This window comes from Micromonospora sp. CA-269861 (genome assembly GCF_050948505.1).
Classification (GTDB): Bacteria; Actinomycetota; Actinomycetes; order Mycobacteriales; family Micromonosporaceae; genus Micromonospora.
On sequence record NZ_CP192014.1, the window covers coordinates 3,645,257 to 3,667,457 of the forward strand.

Annotated in this window: 16 protein-coding genes; 5 read left to right on the forward strand and 11 right to left on the reverse strand. The window is 70.4% G+C overall.

Features of this window, described 5'->3' with window-relative positions; genetic code table 11:
- The first annotated feature begins 33 nt into the window (after positions 1–33).
- Positions 34–1,587, forward strand: coding sequence for an NAD(P)/FAD-dependent oxidoreductase (locus tag ACQP0U_RS16945; protein ID WP_433308135.1), 1,554 nt, complete (start codon positions 34–36; stop codon positions 1,585–1,587).
- Here ACQP0U_RS16945 and ACQP0U_RS16950 read toward each other — a convergent pair.
- The 3 genes from ACQP0U_RS16950 to ACQP0U_RS16960 form a co-directional block, all read right to left on the reverse strand.
- Complete coding sequence (locus tag ACQP0U_RS16950) at positions 1,526–5,287, reverse strand: trypsin-like peptidase domain-containing protein (protein ID WP_433308137.1); 3,762 nt, start codon at positions 5,285–5,287, stop codon at positions 1,526–1,528. The two genes, ACQP0U_RS16945 and ACQP0U_RS16950, sit on opposite strands and share 62 nt — an antisense overlap.
- 1 nt (position 5,288) lies before the next feature.
- Positions 5,289–5,600, reverse strand: coding sequence for a CU044_2847 family protein (locus tag ACQP0U_RS16955; protein WP_433308139.1), 312 nt, complete (start codon positions 5,598–5,600; stop codon positions 5,289–5,291).
- A 197-nt stretch (positions 5,601–5,797) separates the two neighbouring features.
- The gene (locus tag ACQP0U_RS16960) at positions 5,798–6,616 is read right to left on the reverse strand and encodes a hypothetical protein (RefSeq protein ID WP_433308141.1); all 819 of its coding nucleotides are present in this window, start codon (positions 6,614–6,616) and stop codon (positions 5,798–5,800) included.
- A gap of 319 nt (positions 6,617–6,935) precedes the next feature.
- Between ACQP0U_RS16960 and ACQP0U_RS16965 the strand changes: the two genes are divergently transcribed.
- Positions 6,936–7,367, forward strand: a complete 432-nt coding sequence (locus tag ACQP0U_RS16965) for a hypothetical protein (RefSeq protein ID WP_433308142.1) — start codon at positions 6,936–6,938, stop codon at positions 7,365–7,367.
- 33 nt (positions 7,368–7,400) lie between these two features.
- On the opposite strand, the gene ACQP0U_RS16970 is transcribed toward ACQP0U_RS16965, so the two are convergent.
- On the reverse strand, positions 7,401–7,946 hold the full coding sequence (locus tag ACQP0U_RS16970) for a hypothetical protein (RefSeq protein ID WP_433308144.1): 546 nt from the start codon (positions 7,944–7,946) through the stop codon (positions 7,401–7,403).
- A 164-nt stretch (positions 7,947–8,110) separates the two neighbouring features.
- Between ACQP0U_RS16970 and ACQP0U_RS16975 the strand changes: the two genes are divergently transcribed.
- Entirely contained in the window at positions 8,111–8,494 is a 384-nt protein-coding gene (locus ACQP0U_RS16975) for a hypothetical protein (RefSeq protein WP_433308145.1), read from the forward strand.
- A gap of 44 nt (positions 8,495–8,538) precedes the next feature.
- On the opposite strand, the gene ACQP0U_RS16980 is transcribed toward ACQP0U_RS16975, so the two are convergent.
- Together ACQP0U_RS16980 and ACQP0U_RS16985 are read right to left on the reverse strand one after the other, a co-directional pair.
- A complete protein-coding gene (locus ACQP0U_RS16980; RefSeq protein WP_433308147.1) occupies positions 8,539–9,360 on the reverse strand; it encodes an SAM-dependent methyltransferase in 822 nt (273 codons plus the stop codon).
- A 93-nt stretch (positions 9,361–9,453) separates the two neighbouring features.
- On the reverse strand, positions 9,454–9,696 hold the full coding sequence (locus ACQP0U_RS16985) for a hypothetical protein (protein ID WP_433308149.1): 243 nt from the start codon (positions 9,694–9,696) through the stop codon (positions 9,454–9,456).
- A gap of 176 nt (positions 9,697–9,872) precedes the next feature.
- Here ACQP0U_RS16985 and ACQP0U_RS16990 point away from each other — a divergent pair, with 176 nt between their 5' ends.
- Positions 9,873–13,337, forward strand: coding sequence for a ThuA domain-containing protein (locus tag ACQP0U_RS16990; protein ID WP_433308151.1), 3,465 nt, complete (start codon positions 9,873–9,875; stop codon positions 13,335–13,337).
- Between the two features lie 181 nt (positions 13,338–13,518).
- On the opposite strand, the gene ACQP0U_RS16995 is transcribed toward ACQP0U_RS16990, so the two are convergent.
- Together ACQP0U_RS16995 and ACQP0U_RS17000 are read right to left on the reverse strand one after the other, a co-directional pair.
- Entirely contained in the window at positions 13,519–16,590 is a 3,072-nt protein-coding gene (locus ACQP0U_RS16995; protein ID WP_433308153.1) for a S8 family serine peptidase, read from the reverse strand.
- 195 nt (positions 16,591–16,785) lie between these two features.
- Positions 16,786–17,313: a hypothetical protein gene (locus ACQP0U_RS17000; protein ID WP_433308155.1), complete on the reverse strand. Its 528-nt coding sequence runs from the start codon at positions 17,311–17,313 to the stop codon at positions 16,786–16,788.
- A 110-nt stretch (positions 17,314–17,423) separates the two neighbouring features.
- Here ACQP0U_RS17000 and ACQP0U_RS17005 point away from each other — a divergent pair, with 110 nt between their 5' ends.
- On the forward strand, positions 17,424–18,983 hold the full coding sequence (locus ACQP0U_RS17005) for an acetolactate synthase large subunit (RefSeq protein WP_433308157.1): 1,560 nt from the start codon (positions 17,424–17,426) through the stop codon (positions 18,981–18,983).
- Between the two features lie 48 nt (positions 18,984–19,031).
- Here the strand turns inward: ACQP0U_RS17005 and ACQP0U_RS17010 are convergent, their stop codons facing one another.
- The 3 genes from ACQP0U_RS17010 to ACQP0U_RS17020 are packed head-to-tail and all read right to left on the reverse strand — an operon-like array spanning position 19,032 to position 22,157.
- Positions 19,032–20,213: a hypothetical protein gene (locus tag ACQP0U_RS17010; protein WP_433308158.1), complete on the reverse strand. Its 1,182-nt coding sequence runs from the start codon at positions 20,211–20,213 to the stop codon at positions 19,032–19,034.
- Positions 20,206–21,009: a sugar phosphate isomerase/epimerase family protein gene (locus tag ACQP0U_RS17015; RefSeq protein WP_433308160.1), complete on the reverse strand. Its 804-nt coding sequence runs from the start codon at positions 21,007–21,009 to the stop codon at positions 20,206–20,208. Before ACQP0U_RS17015 ends, ACQP0U_RS17010 begins: the two co-directional genes overlap by 8 nt.
- A complete protein-coding gene (locus tag ACQP0U_RS17020) occupies positions 21,006–22,157 on the reverse strand; it encodes a dihydrodipicolinate synthase family protein (protein WP_433308162.1) in 1,152 nt (383 codons plus the stop codon). Before ACQP0U_RS17020 ends, ACQP0U_RS17015 begins: the two co-directional genes overlap by 4 nt.
- Between the last annotated feature and the right edge of the window lie 44 nt (positions 22,158–22,201).

The window sequence follows — 22,201 nt, forward strand, 5'->3', positions numbered from 1 at the left end:
TCAACCATGGCGGTGAACAGGGAGCGCGCCAACATGAGCGAGCAGAACGGCACGGTGGTCATCGGTGCGGGGCCGGCCGGGCTCACCGCGGCGTACGAGTTGCTCCGGCACGGCCGGTCGGTGCAGGTGTTCGAGGCCGACGAGGTGGTCGGCGGGATCAGTCGCACCGTGGAGCGCGACGGGTGGCGGTTCGACATCGGCGGGCACCGCTTCTTCACGAAGGTGCCCCGGGTGGAGGCGTTCTGGCACGAGATCCTGCCGGACGAGGACTTCCTGACCCGGCCCCGGATGAGCCGCATCTTCTACCGGGGTGCCCTGTTCAACTACCCGCTCAGCGCCATGAACGCGCTGCGGAACCTGGGCCTGCCGGAGGCCGCCCGCTGCCTCGGCTCGTACGCCCGTGCCCGGCTGCGGCCACCACGGGACCAGTCACACTTCGAGGGCTGGGTGTCGGCCCGATTCGGCTGGCGGCTGTACTCGATCTTCTTCAAGACGTACACCGAGAAGGTCTGGGGGATGCCGGCGAACCGGTTGCAGGCCGACTGGGCGGCGCAACGGATCAAGAACCTGTCGCTGGCCACGGCGATCCGCAACGCGCTGCTGCCCCGGGGTCGGCGCACCGACGTGACGAGCCTGATCGAGCAGTTCCAGTACCCGAAGTACGGGCCCGGGATGATGTGGGAGCGCTGCGCCGAGCAGGTCCGCGAACGGGGCGGTCGCCTCTCCACCGGCAGTTGGGTCACCGCGGTGCACCGCGACCCGGCCCGACGACGGGCGATCAGCGTGACTGTCAACGGCGCGGGCGGGCAGCGTACCGAAGCGGCCGACCACGTGATCTCGTCCATGCCGCTCTCGGAGCTGGTGACCGCGCTTCACCCGCCGGCGCCGCCGGAGGTGCGGGCCTGCGCGGCCGACCTGCGGTACCGCGACTTCCTGACTGTCGCCCTGGTCGTGCCGGCGGAGTTCTCGTTCCCTGACAACTGGATCTACGTGCACGACCCGGGAGTGCGGGTGGGCCGGATCCAGAACTTCGGCTCCTGGTCGCCGTACCTCGTCAAGGACGGCCGCACCTGCCTGGGCCTGGAGTACTTCGTGTTCGAGGACGACGAGATGTGGCGTACCCCGGATGCCGACCTGGTGGCCCTCGCCACCGCGGAGCTGGAGCGGTTGGGGTTGGTTCGGCCCGGCGTGGTGGAGGCCGGCTACGTCGTGCGCATGCCCAAGGCCTACCCGGTGTACGACGAGCGCTACCAGCACAACGTGGACGTGATCCGGGCCTGGCTGGCCGAGGCGGTGCCGAACGTGCACCCGGTGGGCCGCAACGGCATGCACCGCTACAACAACCAGGACCACTCGATGCTGACCGCCATGCTCACCGCCGAGAACATCGCCACCGGGAGTACGCACGACGTCTGGTCGGTCAACGTGGAGCGGGACTACCACGAGCAATCGTCAGGTGGCGACGGTCGGCGGGGCACGGGCCGGGACGCGCCGGTGGTGCCCAGCCGGATCATCACCGCCCCGATCACTGCCCCGGAGGGGTCGGACGACCGAGCTTCTGTCGCAGCTCCCCCGTCTCACGCATGAAGCCGAGCACGGTCTCCCGGAACGAGTCGACGGACAGATCGACGGCGGACTGGAACTTGGCGTAGGCCAGGTCGATGTCGGATCGCTCGCGATCCTTGTCCCAACCGATCGGATTCGGCGTCTGGAACTGCTTGCAGGCCGCCAGCAGGGCACGGCCCTGTTGGAAGTTCACCGACGGCACGTTCCAGACGGTCCCGGCCATGATCCGCACCCCGTCCAAGAGGACGAGCGCGGCCGTGAGCCGCTCAAGCCCCTCACTCGGCGACAGCGTGTGTGACCGGACGAACATCGCCCCGAGCGCGACGAGCAGGCCCACATCCGTGAAGTCGTGGAGGAATCTGTCGACCAACGGCGCGCTCTCCGGCCCGACGGCGGTTGCGATCTCGGCCCGGATCGAGCGCATGTCGGTGGCGAGCCGGGAGAAGCTCCCCACCCGCGCGATCGTGTGGGCGAGCTTGCCGTAGCCCTCCGACAGGGTGCCGTGCAGTTCGAGCCGCGCCAGGGCACAGACGATCGACGCGGAGAAGTCAGTGGACTCGTGGAGTTCGGCTCGTGCCGCCGCCACCACCAGCTCATCTCGGGCGCACTCCCCCGCCGCGTAGGCCTGCGACAGCGATTCGCACGCGCCCACCGCGGCACGCATGCGCAACAGCGGATCGCCGAGCGCGAGGCTGTAGGCGTCGAGATAGGCGGCCGCCGCCGTGGCGAACTGCCGTCGGTGCCGGTGATGGGCCGCGAGCAGGTGCGCCATGCGGGGGTTGGACGGGAAGGACCGCCGCCCACGGGCCAGGATCTCGTCGACCGCGCGGAGGTCGAGGGGCAGGTGCGCCACGATGGCGAGAGCCGTCTGGAGCTGCAACTCGTTGTGCGCCTCCCGCTCGACCGCTTCGACCGAGTCGCCGCATCGTTTCGCCAGGGAGGCGAGTCTCTTCCGGCGTACCTCGCCGAGCTGTTTCAGTACGGCCAGCTTGTGCGGGATCGGGCGGTTCAACCAGCGCTCATCGGACACCCGCGCCTGTCTCAGGAGGGAACCCGTTATCGCCCACTCCGTGCGCACCAACTGGTATTCGATCTCCACGATGAGCGGAGTGATCTGCGGGTTGCTCCTCCGCCACCTGCGGTAGGCGCGCTTGATCGGCGCGAGCTGACTCTCGGCGGAGCGGTGCGCGGGCAGGTCGGAGTCGACCGCGTTGTCGCCCTCCCGGGTCACCTTGAGCGTGGGGTCGGCGACGAGCAGGCTCAGGAACGCGTCCGCGGTCGGCGCGTTCTCCACGGTCCACGTCAGCAGGTCCCGCGCGAGCTGTAGTCGCCCGGGTTCTCCGGTGCGCCGGCTCCGCTCCAGCCGATGGAGCCGCCTCTGCTGTCTCGCGATGGCCAGGAGGGGGCGGCTGTCCCCCGCCAGAGCGAGGGATTTGAGCAACTCCACGTGCAGCGTGAGCGCGCGCAGCGCCCGCGTGAGGAAGACCTCGGTGAGCGAGTGGTCGCCGCTGAAGTCGCCGGCGCGACCGATCAGCGAGACGTACATCGTCCAGGTGCCCGGGTCTGCCAGGAAGGAGCGGTCGTCCTCCACCTGGGACAGGCACCACTCACCGACGGCGCGGAGACCGTCCGGGGAGGGCAGCGGCCGGACGGTGACCGCGCGGAGCACGTCGTGCAGCACGATCCGTACGTCGGCACGGCCGGCCAGGTGCTCGTCGACGACGGCGGCGCTCAGCCACGCTCCGAGCGCGGCGCCGACGGCATCATCAGTGCCAATCCCCAGCCACCACGCCAACACGAGCACCTGAGCGTCCTGAACCTGCTCGAAGTGGCTCCCCGTCTCGACGATGCGGTTGACCGTACGCACCCCACCGACCTCGGCGAACGTGCGACTGGCGGCGGCCACGTCGCCCGCGTGGATCTGGCTGCGCCAGAGCCGCAGGCGGACCCGCATCGACGGGCCGCTTTCGTCGCCTCGGCCTTCGAGCTCGACGATCTGCCGGTAGAGCGACTCCACCCACTCGGGTCGCAACGATCGGCTGGACACGCGATGCGCGATGTCCTGCATCGCGAGCCCCTGTTCGGAGGTCAGCGCGTTCACCTCGAAGACGAACGGCGCGGTGCCCGGCCACTCGTCGAGCCAGATGGCGTCGGCGCTGAACGCGCCAGGGGCCAGTTCCCGACGCGTCGCCGCGGGCGCCCGGATGCCGAGTGGGTCGTGGGCGGAGGCCAGCACCTGCTGTTCGAGGTCCTCCCGGGTGAGCGGCGGCACGTCGTGGGAGCCCTCTCCGTCTGGGCCGGCACCGGCGATCGCCAGCCCGGGGTCGCCGAGAGCCGCGACCGGCTCGTCCAGGATCGCTGCGGTGGGGTCGAAGATGGGCAGATCGAATCGCTCGGACAGGGCGATGGCGAGGTCGACCGCGTCGTCGTCCTCGTCTAGTGCGCAGGCCGCCAGGATCTCGCCGGGAAGAAGGCACCGCGGGTCGACGAGCTCCAGCGCGTTCTCGGCCTCCTCCTGTGACACTCGGCCGAGGGTGGCGCGGGCGATCAGCGCCGCCGCGTCCGTACGGCTGATCGGCCCGACCTCGACAGCGGTGCAGAGCCCGACGAAGGACAGCTCGTCGCCGAGGTCCCGTCCGACGAGGACGACCGCGGCGTTCATTCGTTCGGCGGCCTTCATGAGCGCCGTGAGATCCGCGTCGGCGGCGGCGTCGACGACCTGGTGCTGGAGGTCGATGACGATCCGGCCTCCGCGCAGGTCGCGCATGATCGTCCAGCAGGCCAACGCCAGCGTCTCCTCGTCGGAGCGGCTCCCGAACGGGTCCTGCGGGATGTTCACACCGAGCACCGGCAGGACGATCCCCACCACGGGATGCTGCGCAGGGGCCGGAGGGGCCAACGCCGCGTCGACGTACGCCGTGTCACCTGCGGGGATGTGCGCGAGGCGCACCCAGACGCCGGCCAGCGCCGACTTACCGGCGAGTGCGTCACCGACGACGAGGCGGTGGCGGGGCGCGTCGCGCGAATCCAGCGCGGCGATCTCCTCCTCCCGGCCGATGAGTTCCACCAGGTCCGAGGGCGCGTCTCCGCGAATCAGACTGCGCGGGGGCCAGGCGAGTCCGCTGGCGGCGTGCCTGATCTGCATCCGGCGATCGTGTCTGTCGAGGCCCAGCGAGGTTCGGAGCTGAGCGATCTCCGTACCCAGCAGGGCGTGACCGCCCAGATCCGTCTGCCGCCCGCGCGTGACCCGGACCATGCCGACGAGCCGGCCGTCCTCGCGGTCGAGCACCGGTGCGCCGCTGTATCCCCGCTGAATCTGCCCCGACCGGAGCTTGAGCCATGCGATCCCGTCGTCCTCGACGAGCCCTTCGTTGACCACCAGTGTCGTCTCGGCGCGCCGGTCGACGCAGCTGACGACCACGTACTCCGCGGCAAGAGTGGGGGGACGGGGGTCCGGGATGAACCAGAAGTCGTCCGCGTCCTCGACGGTCAGGAGGCAGAGGTCGCGCTGCTTGTCCCAGACGAGGACGGCCGCCGGCTCGTCGACCGCGTCGGCAGACCGGCCAATGCGGCGGATCTTGACCGGCCCGGTCCGGTCCAGCCCGTGCGTGGCCGTGGCGACAGCCCGCGGCCCGATCATGAAGCCGGTCTGCGTCACGGAACCCTGGTGAACGCCGACCAGCCCCGCCCACAGATGCCGGCCGGCCTCGACGTCAGCCATCTCAGCCGGCGAGGTCCTTCCAGGCCAACTTCAACTCCACCGCTCCCTCGGCCTTCCCGTCCACGAGGAGCGCCACCGCCTTGCCGTTGGTGATCGAGAAGCCGACGCGCATGGTGACCTCGATGTCCGTCGGGGCGGCCTTGCGGGCGTGCTCCACCAGCTCCTCGGCGACCTTCGCCACCTGTTGCGCCACGTCGCTGAGCTTGATTTTGAGCGACTGAAAGGAGACCTCCTCCTCCGAGTCGATTTCCATCGCCAGCGCGGCAAACGTCGTCTCGTCCTTCAACTCAAGCGCTATCAGGTCGCCCTGCATTGGCCCGCTCTCCTCGGTGAGGCGCTGATCAATTCATGTCGCAGCGATTGTTCCATCGGTGCAGTGTGGACACCCTGGCCCGGACAGACCCTTTGGTCTCACACTCCTGGGCGTCCCGAACCCTAGCGCCCTTCTGCCAGGGGAATGTCCGTCGATCGAGGCGTCTATCGGATCATCGACACTCTGCCGGCCGACTCTCAACGCGGCAGGCGCGTCCAGTACGCCACGGTGGCGTCATCCGGGGCCAGCGCATCGGTGCCACCGGCGGCCTGCGCCTCGGCCTGGCGCACGCGGGCGATGACGCCGGCCGGCCCGGTGGCGTCGAGCAGGTCCAGCAACCCCGGCCAGTCGGTCCGGCCGTACGGGCTGACGATGCGGCTGGCACCGTTGCTGAGCAGCACAACACCGTTCAGGTCGGCGAGGGCCCGGTTGCCGGTCACCGCCTCCAGCGCCGCGCGCGGGTCATCCTTGGCGATCCAGTAGCCACCGGGCTGGTTCCGGCGGGAACGCAGCGCGGTGACGCAGGAAGCGCGCACCCGGTCGTACTCCGGTGTTCCCTGGACAAGGTGGTCCAGTGGCGCCGAGCATTCGTGCCGGGCAGTCGTCTCGCGCTCATCGGTGACCACCTGCGGGCCGCCGTCGGCCTGGTCGAGAACGAGGAAGGAATCCGCGAGCAGGAGCCAGTCCAGGCGGTCCTGGTCGACGCGGACCATCGCGACCGTGGCCTGCGGGCTGCTGGGATCCGCGATGTCGCAGGTGTCGCCGTGCTCGCCGGCAACCTCACCGATGGCGGTGGCGAGGATCGCGGCGAGGTCTCGCCCGTCGCCGCGCGACAGGTGGCCGAGCAGCGCGCCGCCGAGGCGGTGCGTGTACCAGGCGACACCGTGCCGGCAGGCCGACTCGGCGCCCGGGATGCCGGCACCGTCGAGCAGGACGACAGCGCCGGGAACCGCGCCGACGAAGTCCTCGTTCGGCCGACCGGCCCTGCCGGCGCTCGTCGCCAGGCTGACGTGCACTCGCGGGCTCCTGTCTGGACTGGCGTCGGATCGAGCGGGCAAGGTTGGTGGGGAGCCGCATACCTCAGAGGTATATCTATGACTCAGAGGTATACCGCTCGACGAGCCACATCGCGTCGGCGGAAGACATCGTCCGCTTCTTCAGCCGGCCGGCGGAACCGGCACGCGCAGACTGACATCTGGCGCTGTTGACGTGCATGGCGACAATCGTCTTATGACGACGGATGTGCACCCTGAATCCGGTCTCCGGAAGGCCACCTTGACGGATCGGGACCTGGCTGAGACGTCGTGGGATTACTGCCGAATTCACGCGCTCGCCGTGACCGACGACGAGGGGCCACCCGATGACCCGACCCTGGACTACCGGGAGGACGACGACCTCGACCCCACCGCACCGTCGGCCCTGGAGCTGCATCTCGACCTCGACTACATCGTGCGCCGGGTCGATCCGGGGCCGATGCGGCAGATTCACTTCTGGGTCTCGCCGGCCACGCTGACCTTCCACAACGTGTGGGACATCGCCGGCACCTTGCACTCCGTGTGCCTGCCGTTCGAGTTGAAGAACCTGCGCCAGGAGTCCCCCGCACCCTCGGGGGAGCCCTGCTGGCACCTTGAAGGGCGTGACATGGACCTGAGGTTCCAGGCGTTGGGCTACACCTTGTACCTGCGCCAACCCCCGCGCTACGGCCATCGGGTGCTGCGGATGGCCGAGCGGGGTGGCATCAGCTTCGACCCGAAGCCGTTTGCCTGACTGGGGACGGGCCTTGCTCCTTGCCTGACGTGCTCACAGGTGCGAGAAGAATCGAGTGGACCAGGTTGCATCGACCGTCGGGCCGAACGCCCAGCCGTTGGGCCCGTCATAGGGCGTGGCGAGGATGCGCTCGGGCACGATGAGGTAGCCGAGTCCGGTCAGTGCCTGCTCGATCCGTTGCCGGTCGTCGGGGTGCAGGTGAGGGTGCCGCCCGCTCGGGCTGGAAGCCCCGTAGGTGGCGAGGCCACCAAACTTGCTCACACTTACTGTCAAGGACAACGGGATCCGCGTGCGCTTCGTACGACTGCGGCTGGCCTCGGCGGGAATCCACACGCTGCCGAAACAGGCCGAGTCCTGGGCCAGCCCCGAGTCGCACGGACATCCAAAGGCACCGCTCAACCTCTCTGCGAGCCGGTCAAACCGGCCCTGGGCCGCAGCGTGGTCGAAGTCCCGTGGCACCTCCAGACCATCACCGTCACCTCGCGCCACCCGCTCGTTCGACGCCGCCAGCGTCCGCTCTGGCACGATCCCGTCCACCAGGGCCCGCAGAATCGACTCCCGCCCGATGTCGCCCGCCACCGGCGCCACCGGCTCGTCCAGCGCTTGGAGTAACGACCACCAATCCGCGTCAGCCATTGTCACGCGTGCACCGTAAACGGCAGGCTACGGAGCAACCAACCGGTTTGGGGCAGAGCGACCGAGCTGGTGATTCCGGGGTTGGCGAGACATGGCGGGAGTGTGGGATGAGCCTCGATATCTCAGTGTGGATACCGGACGGCGACGCCTACGCCGGTCGGGACGTTGTCGTGGATCCGCCGGGCACCAGCACCGGAGTAGGAGCTGAAGGTCTTCGTTATGAGTTGTGGGGTTCCGCGGCCGCTCGGCGTCTCGGCGCGACGTTCCTGGCGCAACTTGCTGACATCACAGATGAGAACCGTGGAAATCTCCAGGTCCCGCCCGGCCAGCTCGACGCCTTCGAGCGGGAGTGCGTACTGCTGACAGAGAACGTCGAGCACCTATCTTCCGCGACTGGGTACAACGGGGATCGCATTCTGCGCCACCTGGCCAATATGCGGCACGCTGTGGAGCGCGCCAAGGCGGTACGCGGCGGCATCATCATCTGGTAGCGGCATCAGCGAAGGCCGGGTGGGCGCCTCGGTCGACCAGCCGGTCAGGGCTTGCGGGCCACCGCGCCGTAGATGGAGGCGTCGGCCAGGGGTGGACGCTGCTCCGGCGGCACCTGTGGCCGCCACTCGGTGACCGGGGCGATGCCCGGCTCGGCCAGCTCCAGACCGGCGAAGAAGCGGGCGAACTCGGCGCGGTCGCGGGGTACCGCGTCCTGCTTCATCCGGCCGGCGGCGAACTCGGCCTCCATCCGCCTGACGATCTCGACGGGGATGTGGTCGGTGGTGAAGTGGGTCAGCGCCAGCCAACTGCCCGACGGCAGCGCGTCGAGCAGCCGGGCGACCTGCTCGTGTGGGCGGTCGTCGTCGGTGAGGAAGTGGGTCACCGCGATCAGCACCAGGGCCACCGGCTGGGACAGGTCCAGTGTGGCGTGCAACTGCGGGTCCGCGAGGATCTTCTCCGGGTCGCGTAGGTCCGCGTCCAGGTAGGCGGTGGCCCCGGCCGGGTCGCTGGTGAGCAGCGCTCGGGCGTGGACCAGCACCATCGGGTCGTTGTCGACGTAGACCACCCGGGAGTCGGGGGCGACGGACTGGGCCACCTCGTGGGTGTTGTCGGCGCTCGGGATGCCGGTGCCGATGTCGAGGAACTGCCGGACGCCGACCTCCTCGGCGAGGAACCGGACCGCCCGACCGAGGAAGGCACGGTTTTCCCGGGCGAGGGTGCGCACCCCCGGGTAGACCGCAGCGATCTGGTCCCCGGACTCCCGGTCGACGGCGAAGTTGTCCTTGCCGCCCAGCCAGTAGTTGTAGCGACGGGCCGGGTGCACCACGCTGGTGTCGATCCGGTCCGAAGGCGATGGTGTCGTCACGTGACCTCCCCAGGTCGACCGCCACCGATCGTAGGGGAAGAACGCCGATGTGGTGGGCCCCGTCAGCCGGCGCACGCACGACGTCGGCGCGGCCTACCAGCCCTTGCGGAACATCGTCCACGCCGTCCCGGCGGTGACCATCAGCCCGACCAGGACCGCGATCGGAACCGATCTCTCGCCCAGGGAACCGGAATGGCCGAGGCCGTACGTGTAGACGACGGCGGCCATCGCGGCGCCAGTCGCCAGACCGATGACGATGGCGAGCGCAGGGCGGCCAGCACCCCGTGACCGCGGTGGCTCCTTGTGGACGTGATTGTGGCTCTCTTCAAGGGTCATGTTCGGCCCGTACCCCGTCGGCGGAACGCAGACACCTATACCGCAGGTCGCTGTTGCCATTCGTCAGGAAACCGCTTACCCCGATGCTATTGACGCTCATAACTGGCTGTCAGTACCGTGATGCGGGCAGCGAGAAAGCGCTTTCCGCCCCTCACCGTCCGACAGGGAGCGCCCCCATGCCCCGACACCTCCGCGCGTTCTGCCTGATCCTGCTCGCCATCGCCACCGTGGTGAGCACCTCCACCGCCCTGCCCGCCGAAGCCGCACCGCGTTTCCGGGTGCTGGTCTTCTCCAAGATCACCAACTTCTACCACGACTCGATCCCGGCGGGCATCGCCGCGATCCAGCAGCTCGGCGCCGCCCACAACTTCGAGGTCGTCGCCACCACCGACGCCGCGGCGTTCACCGACGCCAACCTCGCCACCTTCGACGCTCTGGTGTTCAACAACACCAACTCGCTCCCGACCTCTGGCGACCTGCTCAACGCCAGCCAGCGGGCCGCGTTGCAGACGTTCATCCGCAACGGCGGCGGCTGGGCCGGCCTGCACGCCGCCTCGGCGAGCGAGCGCGACTGGCCCTGGTACGAGGGCCTGGTCGGCACGATCTTCGACTACCACCCCGACTTCTCGTCCACCGGTGGCACCTTCCCCGGTCGGGTCAAGGTCCTCGACCGGGCGCACCCGTCGACGCGTAACCTGCCCGAGCTCTGGGAGCAGAGCGAGGAGTGGTACAACTGGCGGACCAACCCGACCGGCAACGTGCACACCCTCGCGCAGATCAAGGTGCGCGACGGCATCAACGGCCTGGACGAGGGCGTCGACCACGCGTACTCCTGGTGTCAGCGCTACGACGGCGGCCGGTCCTGGTTCACCGCCGGTGGGCACGCCAGCTCGCAGTTCAGCACGCCGACGTTCCTGGAGCACCTGCGCTACGGCATCGAGTGGGCGGCCGGCGCGGTCGCCGGTGACTGCTCGGCCACCAAGACCAGCAACTTCGAACGGGTGGGGCTGGTCACCGAGAACCTGGCCGACCCCTTCGAGTTGGCCGTGGGCCCGGACCGGAAGGTCTACTACATCCAGCGCACCGGCGCGCTGAAGGTGGTCAACTCCGACACCCTCCAGGTCACCACCCTGCTGGACTTCGCGTACACCTCGGCGATGACCGACCAGTCCGACGGGCTGCTCGGGATGACCCTGGACCGCAACTTCGCCAGCAACGGCTGGATCTACCTGCTCTGGTCGGACAAGACCCTCAAACAGCTCAACCTGTCCCGGTTCACGGTCGCCAACAACAGCGTCGCGCTCTCCTCGGAGAAACGCCTGCTGGCCGTCCCCACGTACCGGGGCGAGGGTCGGGCGAACTCGCACATGGGCGGGTCGCTGGCCATGGACGCGGCCGGGCGGCTCTACGCGGCGATCGGTGACAACACCGACCCGTTCGCCTCCAGCGGATACACCCCGGTCGACGAACGCGCCGGCCGCGCCGCCTGGGACGCCCAGGGCACCGCCGGCAACACCAACGACCTGCGCGGCAAGATCCTGCGGATCACCCCACAATCCGACGGTACGTACACAGTGCCGAGCGGCAACCTCTTCCCGGCAGGCACCGCGAGGACCCGGCCGGAGATCTACGCGATGGGCATGCGCAACCCGTTCCGGATCACCGTCGAACCGCAGACCAACGCGGTGCTGGTGGCCGACTACGGCCCGGACGCCCGCGCCGCTGACGCCAACCGTGGTCCGGAGGGGACCGTCGAGTTCAACCGGATCACGAGCGCGGGTAACTTCGGTTGGCCGTACTGCGTGGGCAACAACATCCCGTTCAACGACTACAACTTCGCCACCAACACCTCGGGGGCGAAGTTCAACTGCGCCGCACCGGTGAACAACTCGCCCAACAACACGGGCCTGACCACCCTGCCGGCGGCGAAGTCCGCGCTGGTCTGGTACGCGTACTCGGCCTCCACCCAGTTCCCGGAGCTGGGCACCGGCGGTGGCGGCCCGATGAGTGGCCCGGTCTACGACTACGACCCGGCGAACACCCGCACGACGAAGTTCCCCGAGTACTTCGAGGGCAAGTGGATCACCTATGAGCTGACCCGCAGGTGGTTTAAGACGCTCTCGATCCACAAGACGGCGCAGACGTTCAGCAACACGCGCTTCGGTCCGACCGCCGTCGGCGACCTCCAGTCGATCAACGGGATCTTCGGCAACATGAGCTGGATCCAGCCCTTCGAGGCGGAGTTCGGCCCGGACGGTTCGCTCTACGTCATCGACTTCGGCGAGGGCACCGGCAGCGGTCGCGGCGGCAGCAACGCCGGCGCGGGCATCTACCGCATCGACTACGTCGCCAACGGGCGACCACCGACCGCGAAGATCGCCGCCACCCCGGACAGCGGACGCACCCCGCTGGCGGTGACGTTCTCCTCAGCCGGGTCGTCAGCCGGTGACGGGTCGGCGCTCAGCTACGCCTGGGACTTCACCAACGACGGCAGCACCGACTCCACCGCCGCCAACCCGAGCCACACCTACTCGACGGCCGGGAAGCACACCGCCCGACTGACCGTGCGCAACAGCGGCAACGGGTTGACCGCCACCGCGGTCACCGAGGTGGTGGTCGGCAACACCCGGCCCACGGTGACCATCACCGTGCCCGACGGAGGGTTCTTCGACTTCGGCGACAAGATCCCGTACACGGTGACGGTCACCGACCCGGAGGACACCACCATCGACTGCGCCAAGGTGAGCGTGCAGACGCAGCTCGGCCACGACCAGCACGCCCACCCGTTGGACGTGTACACCGGCTGCTCGGGGCTGCTCGCCACCGAGGCGGACGCCGGTGACGGGCACGGGCCGGGGCAGAACCTCTACACGCTGATCACCGCGCAGTACACCGACGGCGGCGCGGCCGGCGGCGTACCGGCGCTCACCGGCTCGACCCGCGTCCAGTTGCAGCCCAAGAGCAAGGAGGCCGAGCACTTCAGCGCCCAGTCCGGCGTCGCGATCAACGACCGGGCCACCGCCCGTGCCGGCAAGCGGCTCGGCGACGTCGACCACAACGACTGGGTGGCGTTCGGGCCGGCGGACCTGCGCAACGTCGGCTCGGTGACGCTCGGGGTGACCAACGGCGGGCTCGGCGGCACCATCGAGCTACGGACCGGCTCGCCCACCGGCACGCTGATCGGCACGGCCACCATCGGCTCCACCGGCGGGTGGGACAACCTGGTCTCCCCCACCGTCACGCTGACCAACAAGCCCACCGGCACCACCACCCTGTACGCGAAGTTCGTCAACGCGGCCCAGGTCGGTGGCACCCCGGACCTGCTCGCCCTGGACTGGCTGCGGTTCAACGGCGCCGGGGTCAAACAGGAGCCGGGCGGGACGCTGTCCCTGGTCGCCAACCCGACCGGCGGCGCCGCACCCCTGACCACCACGCTCACCGCCACGGCAACGGCGCCGTCCGGGCAGAGCATCACCGACTACGCGTGGGACTTCGGCGACAACAGCGCCATCACGCACGGGGCGACACTACGGTCGACGACCCACAGCTACCCCCGCAAGGGGACCTTCACCGCCCGGGTGACGACCACCTACAGCAGCGGGGAGACCCGCTCGATCAACCTGACCGTCACGGTCACCTGACCGTCGCGCGGTGGCGGGCGGAGATTCACCGCCCGCCACCGCTCCACTTTCCGGGTGATCCGTAGATCTTGGACAGTTTCCGTTCTCGCGTAACGGAAACTGTCCAAGATCTACGTTGCGGCACGGGTCGAGCCGGGCGTGGGGCGGTGCGCTCGGCACCGCCCCACGGTCGACCGACCAGTTACTCCCAGGAACTCTGTTGGGTGTAGACGAGGTTGCCGGGGACCACCGTGCCGTTGGTGCTGTACTCCGTGTACGCCCAGAAGTCGCCCTCGGCCAGCGGCTTGTTCGGCTTCAGCGTGAAGTTGAAGCCCTGACCGCGCTGCGTCGTGGACGGCAGCGTCAGGGTGGCACCGGAGTACTTGGCGTTACGACCGATGATGGCGTGGCCCAGTTCGAAGTCGACCACCGGGCCACCGGGGAACTGCGCGAACACGTACGCGGTGTAGCGCCCCGGCTCGGGCAGGAACTTGTACGCCTGCTCCGCGCTGGTCCAGAACCTGTCACTGCTGTAGATGAGGGTGTCACCCTTGTACAGGTAGAGATCGAGGTTCGTGTTCGGGTCGGCGGTGTTGGCCTCGACGACGATGCCTGCGGTGTTCGCCGGCACCGTGAAGTCGACAGTCTTCACTCCGGTGGCGCTCGGGTCGAACACGCCACCGTAGACGCCGGCCGGCATCGAGTAGGACTTCCGCTGCATCGGCGTGTAACCGGTGCTGCGGGCGGCGAGCGGCCCGGTGAAGCCCGGCTGGACCATGCCGAACGCACCGTTGGTCATCCGGGCGAATTCCTCCCCGTCGTCAGCGTACGGCCGGGCCGCGATGCCCCACGGGCGGGCGGCGACCGGGATCCGGGCACTGTGGGCCTTGCCGCGCCAGGTGATCGACCCGGTCACGTACCGGTCCCAGGGGGCGCTGCCGCGACGCAGCGTGATGGTGACCGTCGCGGACTTGCCGGGCGCCAACGTCACCGATGCCGGCGACACGGTGACCTTCATGCCGGGCAGGCCGGACACCGACGACCGGTAGGTCTCCCGCGCCTTGCCCACGTTGGTCAGGGTGCGGGTGAGGGTCACCGGGCGGGTCCCGTCGTACTCGCGCAGCGAGATGGCCGGCAGGTTGAGCTCCTTGCCGTCGGGTTCGGCAGTCTCGCTGAACTTGATCAGCTCGGCCGCCGTCGGCTCGATGACCAGGCCCGGGTCGGTGGCCCGGGGCAGATTGATGAATCCACTGCCCTGGTCCAGGGGGCTGCTCGTGCCGACGGTGTCGGTGGCGGTGGTGCGCAGCGCCGAGGCGACCGCGCCGGGTGACCAGTCCGGGTGGGTGGCGCGCAGGATCGCCGCCGCACCGGCCACGTACGGCGAGGCCATCGAGGTGCCGGAGTACGCGTCGTACTGTCGCCCGAAGTTGCCCGCCGGTGAGACCGCGGCGATGATGTTCGACCCGGGCGCGACCAGGTCCGGCTTGAAGACGCCGAGGGTCACCTTGTCCGGGCCGGTGGAGGAGAAGTCCGCCACGCTGGGGATGCCCGGGACGCTGGAGCCGTCACCGCCGGTGCGCAACGACACTGTCGCGTCGGTGGGGTGGCGCATCAGATAGTTGAACAGCGTGCCGGCCTGCTTCTCGGTCGGCAGGTAGACCACCGGAAAGTTGAAGATGGAGTTGATCCGGTAGTTGCCGATCGGGTCGAACACCACCATCGCGGCGCCGCCCTTGGCCTTGATCTCGGCGGCGGAGCCGAACAGGTCGGACAGCGCGCAGGCGACCACCTTGCCCTTGATCTTGGCAGAGTCGAGGCTGCCGGGCTCGCAGTAGACCGCCCCGAGGTCCGGCGAGCCGGCCTGTTCACCGAAGACCAGCGGCCGTGCACCGCCGCCGGGCAGGGTGTCCAGCGAGCCGCCGACCAGCTTCGTGCCGTCGCCCAGCTTGGCGGTGGCCTCGTCGAGCCTGGTCACCGCCGCGCCGACAGTGGTCACCCAGGGCGCGGCGTTGCTGATCGCTCCACTCACGATGCCGGTGTTGCCGGCCGACGCCGCCACGAAAACCCCGGCCAGCGACGCGTTGAGGAACGCGACACCGATCGGGGTGTTGGCCTCCCAGTCGCCGAGATCGGAACCGATCGAGAAGTTCAGAACCTGCACGCCGTCGGCGACGGCCGCGTCGATGCCGGCGATGATGTCGGCGTCGAAGCCCATGCCGCCCCAGAGCACCTTGTAGACGGCGATCTGGGCGTCCGGCGCCACCCCGGAGACGGGACCGAAGCGGCGACCGTCGATCGTGACGTGCGACAGCGGCAGACCGGCCGCCGTCGACGCGGTGTGCGTACCGTGCCCGGCCATGTCGCGGGGGGACAGCACCTCGCCCTCGGGCACCGAGCCGCCGCCGGCGAGCCACGTGTCGGCGAAGTAGCGGGCGCCGACGATTTTGCCGTTGCAGTGCTCGGCCACGAAGGCGACACCGGTCTGGCAGGTGCCGCGCCAGGTCGCGGGGGCAGGCATGTTCTTGGCGAACGACGCGCTCTCCGGCCAGATGCCGGTGTCCAGGACGCCGATCACCATGCCCGCGCCCGTGCCGGGGCCGGGCTTGGCCGGCCGACCGGCGAGGCCCGTCGCGGCCGACCGGTCCGTGTCGCCGGAGGCCGTGGCGGGCGGGGTTGCCGGTGCCGCGGTGGCCGGTGCCGTGGTGGGCGGAGGCGTTGGGGTGCCAAGGGCCCGCGACGCGGTGACGGCGCGGACGCGCTTGTCGGCCCGCAACGTGGTCGCCTGCTGGGCGGTCAGCTTCGCTGAGAATCCGTTGAAGGCGGTGGTGTAGACGGCGTTGACCTTGATCCCGGCCGCGGCGGCGACAGCGGCCCGCTGCGCGTCGAGGTGCCGGCGGTACGCCTGCGACGGCGTCGACGTCACGTCCAGCCGGTTGCCCGCCGCCGGGCGGGTCCGGGCCAGACCGGACACCCCACCGGTGTACGTGGTCAACGGGTCCTCGGCCAGTTCGACGACGTACATGCCGGCGCCGGTCCCGTCGACGGCTGCCTTCGGTGTTGCCGCACGCTTGCCGCCGGGTCGGCGGTCGGCCCCGTCGGTCAGGGTGACCTTCCGGTCGGCCCCGGCGGTGAAGTAGCCAGCGCCGCTGCCCGGTGAACCTGCGGGTGCCGCCGACGCGGTTCCCGCGACACCGGTGCTACCGGTGATCAGGGCGACGACCAGCGTAGGTATCGCCAGTCTTCGCAGCCTGTTGCCGCTCGTGCCTGTAGCCACGAGGCTCCTTTCGGTTGCTCCCTTGTGGAGCTTCATCGATCGCGACCCGCCCATGGGAGCGCTCCCCCACCTAAGCCGCCGATGGTTAATCGATGGTTTGCACGGTGTTACGGATCGCCGGTGCGTATAAGATCACGTTCTGCCGGCCGCGCCTAGATCACTTCGTCGGAAACGACGCCAGAGCAGGGCGCTCCCCTAGTCGGACAGACCTGCCGGCACCGGCACCTCGAGGTACGCCAGGAGGGCGGCGACCTCTCGGTCGAGTTCCAGGCCCACCTCGTGGATCGCGTCCATCCCCAACGAACCGAACGCGTGACTGGGTTGCTCGATGAGGAACCGCGCCCCGCCGTCGGGGCCGTCGCTGATCAACGTGCGCAGCGGCGCGTACAGCATGGCCGCCGGGTCGTGGCGGAACATCCGCTCAGCCGTGGTGTGGTTGCCCATCAGGTACTCGACGCAGTGCCTCGAGTCACCCGCGAGGTTCATCATCGGTTGCAGGTCGCCGCTGCTCCAGTAGATGAGGAAGTCGTGCGGCGCTCGGTCGCGCATGAGGGCGAGGACATCGTCCCAGGGGGCGTTGCGGGCCACCAGCGCGTTGAACGCCGCCGCGTCGTAGGCCGGTACGGCCTGCTCGTACTGCCGCCGGAAGTCGTCGAAGGAGCGATCGATGCTGAGGTCCAGGCGTCGAGCCTGGTAGCCACGTTCGACCCATCCCCGTTCCATCGGACCCTCTTTCGCCTACTGGGCTAATTCGCTGAACATAGCATTATTAGTCCGGAATGCGAGTTTAGTATCGAATCACTGCCGATCCGACTGACGATGGGGTGACGTGTGTGAACGGCGCAGAGGCACTGTTGCGGACGCTTGTCGACGGCGGGGTCGAGGTGCTCTTCACGAACCCCGGCACCACCGAACTGCACCTGGTCGGAGCGCTGGAATCGGTCCCCGAGCTGCACGGCGTGCTCGCTCTCTTCGAGGGCGTGGTCACCGGTGCGGCCGACGGTTACGCCCGCATCGCGGGCAAGCCCGCCGCGGCACTGCTGCACCTCGGGCCCGGGCTCGCGTACGGCCTGACGAATCTGCACAACAGCAGGCGCGCCAACTCGCCGGTGGTGAACATCGTCGGGGACCACGCGACGTTCCACACCGCCTTCGACCCACCATTGAACTCCGACATCGCCGCGCTGGCGGGATGGCTACGCGGCCCGGTCCGCCGCCCCGAGGACGCACCCGGCGCCGGCCCGGACGCCGCAGCCACTCTCGCCGCGGTCCTGGAGCCACCCGGGCAGATCGCCACCGTGATCATGCCGGCGGACGTGTCCTGGTCCGACGGAGGCGCGGTCGGTGCTCCCGTGCGGCCCCGACCCGCACCGACCGTCGAGCAGGAGACGATCGCCCAGGTCGCGGAGGCTCTGCGCAGCGGCGAAACGACCGCACTGGTGATCGGTGGAACGGCTCTGCGGGAGGCGGGCCTGCTGGCCGCGGGCCGCATCGCCGCGGCGACCGGCGCACGAGTCTTCCAGGAGCTGTACTCCAACCGGGTCGAACGGGGAGCGGGCCTACCGGCGTTCCCCCGGCTCGGCTTCTATCCCGACCAGGTCCTCGACCAACTACGCGGGGCGCGGCACGTCATCGTCGCGGGCACCAAGGCACCTGTCTCGTTCTTCGCCTACCCCGACCAGCCGAGCCTCCTCGTGCCCGAGGACGCTCAGACGCACGTCCTGGCCGAGGTCGGTCAGGACGCCGTCGCCGCGCTGGTCCGACTCGCCGACCTGGTGGCGCCGGACGCGACCGCCCGGGTCACCGACCCGCACCGACCGGCACTACCGACGGGCGCACTGACCCTGCAGAACTGGGCCGACGTCATCGCGGCGCTGCTACCCGAACGGGCCATCATCATCGACGAGTCCGTGAGTTCCGGTACCGCCCTCGCCGCCGCCACCGCCGGCGCTCCCCGACACGACGTGCTCATGCAGACCGGTGGCGCCATGGGCGACGGCCTGCCCCTCGCCGTCGGCGCCGCCGTCGCCGCACCCGATCGACCGGTGGTGGCGCTGGTCGCCGACGGCTGCGTCATGTACACCGCCACCGCGCTCTGGACCCAGGTACGTGAGCAGTTGAACATCACCAACGTGATCCTCAACAACCACGGGTACGCGATCCTGCGCCAGGAGTGGGGATACTTCAGCAAGCAGCCGGGCCCGGCCAACCCCGACGCCAATCCGCTTTTCGACCTGACCAACCCTCAGATCGATTTCGTCGGGCTGGCGAACGCGTTCGGGATGCCCGCCACCCGCGCCACCACCGCCGAGCAACTCGCGGAGCAGTTCTCCGCGGCGTTGCATCAGCCAGGGCCACACCTCATCGACGCCACCATCCCGCCCGCCGCCTAGGTCCGGCTCCCCCGTCGAGCCCGGTTCAGTTGCACGGCCAGACCTGCGCTAGGCGCCACCAGCCGCCCAGGTGGCGTCTCCTCGTCGCCGCCAGAGCACTGTGCACGCCGCGGCCAGGGCCAGCCCGAGCAGCGGAGCGACGCCCACCCCGGCGAGCGTGCAGGCCACCGCGAGCAGCGCCGGCGGCACCCAGCACCAGGCGGGCACGGTACGCGGGGCACGACCGCGCCGACGGGCCGCCGCCTCCACTGCCATCGGCACCACCAGCACCGGCAGCGCGGCGGCCAGCAGGGTCAGCCAGGGCAGCACCAGACGGTCGAACCGCGCCACCGCCAGCACCCCGCCGAGCACCGCGACGGCGAGCATCGCCACCCGGGCCGGCACCCGCGGCGTCAGGCCGCGGATCGCCAGCGCGCCGGAGTACGTGGTGGTCAACGCCGCCGCGAAGACCGCCACCGCGACGAACAGATTCGCGTACGCGGCCAGCCCCGAGCCGGCGGCGAGCAACGCGACCACGTCGGCCGAGCCGGTCCGCAGCCACAGGCCGGCGCCGGCGAGCACCCCGAGCAGCGCCGGCCCGATCAGCAGTCCCACGCACCAGGCCAGGTCCCGCCGCCGGGAAAGGCCCACGCTGAAGTCCGGTGCGCGCAGCGCGAACACGGCCGCGTACCCGATCAACGCGGCGGCGTCGGCGAGCCCGCCGGCGGCCAGGCGGACCGGCGCACCGGGTGGTGGCAGCACCGTCAGGCACCAGCCGACAAGCACCACGGCGCTGAGCGTGGTGACGACCGCGACCCGGTTGCCGAGCCGGGCCGGCGCCCAGGAGACGGCGAGGACAGCCACCTCCAGCAGTACCGGCCCGGCCCAACCCGGCAGGTGGGTCAGCGCGGCCAGGGAGGCCCCGCCGAGCCCCACGTTGAACCCGTTCCAACCGACCATCGACACGGCCAGCACCGCCGCCAGCAGCAGCCGCGAGGTGTCCCCGAGGTACGCGGGCAGCACCGCGGTCAACGTTCCGCCGTCACCGAGCGGCCGACGCAGACCGATCCGGCCCTGCCCCCAGAGCAGGGCCGCCATCAGCGCCCCGCCGACGAGCAGCCCGGCCACCGGCACCGCGCCGCCGTGCCGGGCGGCCATCGCCGCGCCGAGCACCAGCGTGGCGGGTGCCGTGCCGATGCCCAGCCAGGCGCCGACCGCCGCCGGCCACCGCCGTTCGGGGACCTCAGACAACGTGACGCAGGTAGCCGGCGATCGCCGCGTCGAGCACCTCCGCGCCCGGACGCGCCCACACCTCGGCGGAGAAGACCTCCACCTCGATCGGGCCGACGTAGCCGGCCGCGTCGACAGCCTCGCGCAGCCGGCGCAGCTCGATGCACCCGTCGCCGGGCAACGCCCGGCCGAGCAGCACCCCCTCCGGAAGCGGGGTCACCCAGTCGCAGACCTGGAACGCCGCGATCCACTCACCCGCCCGCTCGATCTGCGCGTACACCGCGTCGTCCCACCAGACGTGGTACGCGTCCACGACCACGCCGACCACCGCCGGGTCGAACCGTTCGGCGATGTCCAGCGCCTGGCCGAGGGTGGAGATCACGCACCGGTCGGCGGCGAACATCGGGTGCAGCGGTTCGATGGCCAGCCGTACCCCGGCGGCCTCGGCGTGCGGGGCCAGCTCGCCGATCGCGTCGGCGACCCGACGCCGGGCACCGTCGATGTCCCGGCTGCCGGCCGGCAGCCCACCGGACACCAGCACCAGCTCCGGGGCCCCGAGGGCGGCGGCCTCCTCGATGGCCCGCAGGTTCTCCGCGCGCCAGTCGTCGGCGGAGAAGAACCCGCCCCGGCACAGCGACGTGACGGCGAGGCCGGCGTCGCGGACCAGTTTCGCCGAGCGGGCCAACCCGTACTCGGCCACCGGCTCCCGCCACAGGCCGATGCCCGCTACGCCGGCCTGCACGCACCCGGCCACCACGTCGGGCAGCGGCCAACGCTGGGCGGTGGCCTGGTTGAACGAGAAGCGCGCGAGGCTCATTGGGCCACACCGGCAACTGTGAAGAACGCCCTCGCACGGGCGGCGGCCAGGTCGGCGTCGGGCAGCAGCCCGGCCGCGTCGGCCAGGGTGAGCAGCTTGGCCAGGTGCGCCGGAGACCGGCCGGACTGCGCGCCACCGACCATCGTGAAATGGTCCTGGTGCCCGGCCAACCAGGCCAGGAACACGATCCCCGTCTTGTAGTGCCACGTCGGCGCCGCGAACAGGTGGCGGGCCAGCGGCACGGTCGGCGCGAAGATTGCGTCGTACGCCGTCAGGTCCCCCCGGTCCAGGGCGGCCAACGCGGCGGCGGCGGCCGGCGCGATGGCCGCGAACACCCCGAGCAGCGCGTCCGAGTGGCCCACCTCGTCACCCTGGATCAGCTCCGGGTAGTGGAAGTCGTCACCGGTGTAGAGGCGTACCCCGGCCGGCAGGCGGCGGCGCAACGCGATCTCCCGGTCGGCGTCCAGCAGCGACACCTTGATGCCGTCCACCCTGGACTGATGCGCCTTGATCAGCTCGATGACCGTGTCGGCGGCGAGATCCAGGTCGACCGCACCCCAGTAGCCGGTCAACGCCGGGTCGAACATCGGACCCAGCCAGTGCAGCACCACCGGCTCGTCGGCGGCGCTCAGCAGCTCGTCGTACACCCGCAGGTAGTCCTCCGGGCCGCGCGCGGCGGCGGCCAGGTGCCGGCTGCACATCAGCACCGGGCGGGCCCCGGCGGCGCGGACGTCGTCGAGCTGCTCGGCGTACGCGGCGGCGACCGCCGCCAGGGTGGCCGGGCCGACCGGCAGCTGGTCGGTGCCGACCCCGGCGACGATCCTCCCGTCGACCGCGCGGGCCTCGGCCGCGCTGCGGCGGATCAGCTCCCGGGTGGCCGGATAGTCCAGCCCCATCCCCCGCTGCGCGGTGTCCATCGCCTCGGCGACCCCCAGCCCGTACGACCAGAGGTGCCGCCGGAAGGCGAGGGTGGTGTCCCAGTCCACTGCCGCCGGGGCACCCGGCACGTTCTCCGCGCGCGGGTCGGCGACCACGTGCGCGGCGGCGTACGCGATCCGGCTGGTCGCCGGCGCGTCCGGTCGGGCGAAGCCCTCGCCCCCGGCCAGTCGGTGCCGCCGTCCACCGGGCAGCACCACCTCAGCGCCCACCGAGCCACCTTCCGTTCGCGACTGCGGGGCTCGCAGACCCGGCT

Bases quoted from the DNA above. Each gene is read 5' to 3' on its own strand.
- ACQP0U_RS16945 (WP_433308135.1), top strand. From the start codon at position 34: ATGAGCGAGCAGAACGGCACGGTGGTCATCGGTGCGGGGCCGGCCGGG.
- ACQP0U_RS16950 (WP_433308137.1), bottom strand. From the start codon at position 5,287: ATGGCTGACGTCGAGGCCGGCCGGCATCTGTGGGCGGGGCTGGTCGGC.
- ACQP0U_RS16955 (WP_433308139.1), bottom strand. From the start codon at position 5,600: ATGCAGGGCGACCTGATAGCGCTTGAGTTGAAGGACGAGACGACGTTT.
- ACQP0U_RS16975 (WP_433308145.1), top strand. From the start codon at position 8,111: ATGAGCCTCGATATCTCAGTGTGGATACCGGACGGCGACGCCTACGCC.
- ACQP0U_RS16985 (WP_433308149.1), bottom strand. From the start codon at position 9,696: ATGACCCTTGAAGAGAGCCACAATCACGTCCACAAGGAGCCACCGCGG.
- ACQP0U_RS16990 (WP_433308151.1), top strand. From the start codon at position 9,873: ATGCCCCGACACCTCCGCGCGTTCTGCCTGATCCTGCTCGCCATCGCC.
- ACQP0U_RS17000 (WP_433308155.1), bottom strand. From the start codon at position 17,313: ATGGAACGGGGATGGGTCGAACGTGGCTACCAGGCTCGACGCCTGGAC.
- ACQP0U_RS17015 (WP_433308160.1), bottom strand. From the start codon at position 21,009: ATGAGCCTCGCGCGCTTCTCGTTCAACCAGGCCACCGCCCAGCGTTGG.